Origin of the sequence: Pseudomonas sp. R62, assembly GCF_000257605.1 — a bacterium.
In the GTDB taxonomy this organism is placed as follows: domain Bacteria; phylum Pseudomonadota; class Gammaproteobacteria; order Pseudomonadales; family Pseudomonadaceae; genus Aquipseudomonas; species Aquipseudomonas atacamensis.
The window spans coordinates 2,206,022-2,208,560 of record NZ_JH635998.1 but is presented as its reverse complement, the minus strand read 5'-3'; the positions used below and the strand labels follow the sequence as shown (position 1 = coordinate 2,208,560).

Genomic DNA, 2,539 nt, shown 5'->3' with positions numbered 1-2,539 from the left:
TTTCAGCGGAGTTCCTCAGTTTGCAATGGGGCCTGAGTGAAGGCTGGCCAGTGCTGGTGACGCGTCCGTTCAACCACATCGGCACCGCGCAGAAAGACAGCTTCGTCATCGCCAGCGCCGCCCGGCAGATCTGCCGTATCAGACAGGGTCTGCAAGCGCCGCAATTGCAAGTCGGCGATATCGACGTTACGCGGGATTTTCTTGATGTCGGCGACGTGATCGCAGCGTATTTCGCCCTGCTGGAAAACGGCGCACCGGGGCAGGTCTACAACATCTGCTCGGGCCGCGAGCAAAGCATTCGCAGCCTGATCGAGCAATTGGCCGATCTGGCCGAAGTCGACGTAGAACTGGTGGCGGATCCGGCGCGCATGCGGCGCGCCGACCAGCGCCGCGTCTGCGGCAGTCACGCAAAACTGGCCAGCGCCACAGGATGGGCGCCAGCCACCACCACACAACAATCCCTGCGGGCGATCCTGTCCGACTGGGAGACGCGAGTACGACAACAATGACAAAAAGTGCACTGATTACCGGGATCACGGGCCAGGACGGCGCCTATCTGGCCAAACTGCTGCTGGACAAGGGTTACAAGGTTCACGGCCTCGTCGCCCGGCGCAGCAGCGATTCACGCTGGCGCCTGCGCGAGACGGGTATCGAAGCCGATATCGTCTACCTCGACGGCGACATGGCGGACGCCTGCTCGGTCCAGCGTGCGGTAATCAAATCGGCACCGGACGAGGTCTACAACCTCGCCGCACAGAGTTTTGTCGCCGCCTCGTGGGATCAACCGGTGACCACCGGCATCGTCGATGGGCTGGGCGTGACACACCTGCTCGAAGCGATCCGCCAGTTCAGTCCGCACACGCGTTTTTATCAGGCCTCGACCAGCGAAATGTTCGGCCTGATCCAGGCTGAGCAACAGGACGAAAACACCCCGTTCTACCCGCGCAGCCCTTACGGCGTGGCCAAGCTCTACGGACACTGGATTACCGTCAACTACCGCGAAAGCTTCAACCTGCACGCCAGCAGCGGCATCCTCTTCAACCATGAATCACCGCTGCGCGGCATCGAATTCGTCACCCGCAAAGTCACTGACGCCGCCGCGCGCATCAAGCAGGGCAAACAGCAGGACCTGGCGCTGGGCAACATCGACGCGAAACGCGATTGGGGCTTTGCCGGCGATTACGTCGAAGCCATGTGGCTGATGCTGCAGCAGGACAAACCCGACGACTTCGTGGTCGCCACGGGCGTCACCACCACCGTGCGCGAAATGTGCCGCATTGCCTTCGATCACGTTGGCCTTAACTACCGCGATTACGTGAAGATCGACCCGGCGTTCTTCCGCCCGGCCGAAGTCGAAGTGCTGCTCGGCAACCCGGCCAAGGCCCAGCGTGTGCTGGGCTGGAAACCGAAAACCGACCTGGATACCTTGATCCGCATGATGATGGATGCGGACATGAAACGCGTCGCCAAGGAGTAGGCCATGCTGATTCCGGTGATTCTGTCCGGCGGTGCCGGCACCCGTTTGTGGCCGGTGTCCCGCGAGGGCCACCCCAAGCCGTTCATGACCCTGCCCGACGGCCAGTCGCTGCTGGGCAAGACCTACCAGCGCGCGGCGGCGTTGCTGGATGGCTGGGGCGACATCGTCACGGTGACCAACCGCGAGTATTACTTCCAGAGCAAGGATCACTACTGCGCGGCGCATGTGTCGCGCCATCGCGGGCACTTTCTGCTGGAGCCGAGCGGGCGCAACACCGCACCGGCGATCGCAGCGGCAGCACTGTCATTGCAGGCGCTGCATGGTGACGACGCAATCATGGTGGTGATGCCGGCGGATCATCTGATCGTCAATCAGGACGCCTTGAAGAGTGCGGTCGAGCACGCAGTGAATCTGGCGAAGGACGGTTATCTGGTGACCTTCGGCGTGGTCCCTACCGCGCCGGAAACCGGCTTCGGCTATATCGAGACCGGTGCGCCGCTGGACGCCAGAGGCGCGGCCAAAGTGCAGCGCTTCGTCGAAAAACCCGACCTGCAGACCGCCACGCATTACCTGGAGAGCGGCAACTTCCTGTGGAATTCGGGGATGTTCTGCTTCACCACTGCGACGCTCATTGCCGAACTGCAACTGCACGCACCCGAGTTGCTGGAACAGACCCGCGCCTGCATGGCCGTCAGCGCGCCGATCGAAACCGTCGGCTGCCTGCAACAGGAACTGTCGCCGACGCTGTTTGCCCAGATAACCGACATCTCCATCGACTACGCGTTGATGGAGCGCTCGGAAAAAGTCGTCGTGGTCCCAGCCGGATTCGACTGGAGCGATATCGGTTCGTGGGGCGCCGTTGCGGCGCTGGTGCCAGCCGACGCCGACAACAATCGCGCCCACGGCCAGGCGATCTTCATCGACAGTCACAATAACTTCGTGCAGAACGAAGGCCGCCTGGTGGCCGCTGTCGGCGTGGATAACCTGATCATCGTCGACACCGCCGATGCGGTACTGGTGGCCCATGCCGACCGCGCCCAGGATGTACGCCGCGTCGCGAAG

Annotated in this window: 3 protein-coding genes; all 3 read left to right on the top strand. The window is 62.5% G+C overall.

What is annotated here, in order from left to right; all coding sequences use genetic code 11:
• Window positions 1-509, top strand: a 509-nt coding sequence (locus OQK_RS10945) for a GDP-mannose 4,6-dehydratase (RefSeq protein ID WP_016772419.1), incomplete at its 5' end; no start/stop codon positions are given.
• Entirely contained in the window at window positions 506-1,477 is a 972-nt protein-coding gene (gmd, locus tag OQK_RS10940) for a GDP-mannose 4,6-dehydratase (protein ID WP_016772418.1), read from the top strand. The genes OQK_RS10945 and gmd, both read left to right, overlap by 4 nt.
• A gap of 3 nt (window positions 1,478-1,480) precedes the next feature.
• A partial coding sequence (locus OQK_RS10935) for a mannose-1-phosphate guanylyltransferase (RefSeq protein WP_038860852.1) occupies window positions 1,481-2,539 on the top strand: 1,059 nt, incomplete at its 3' end.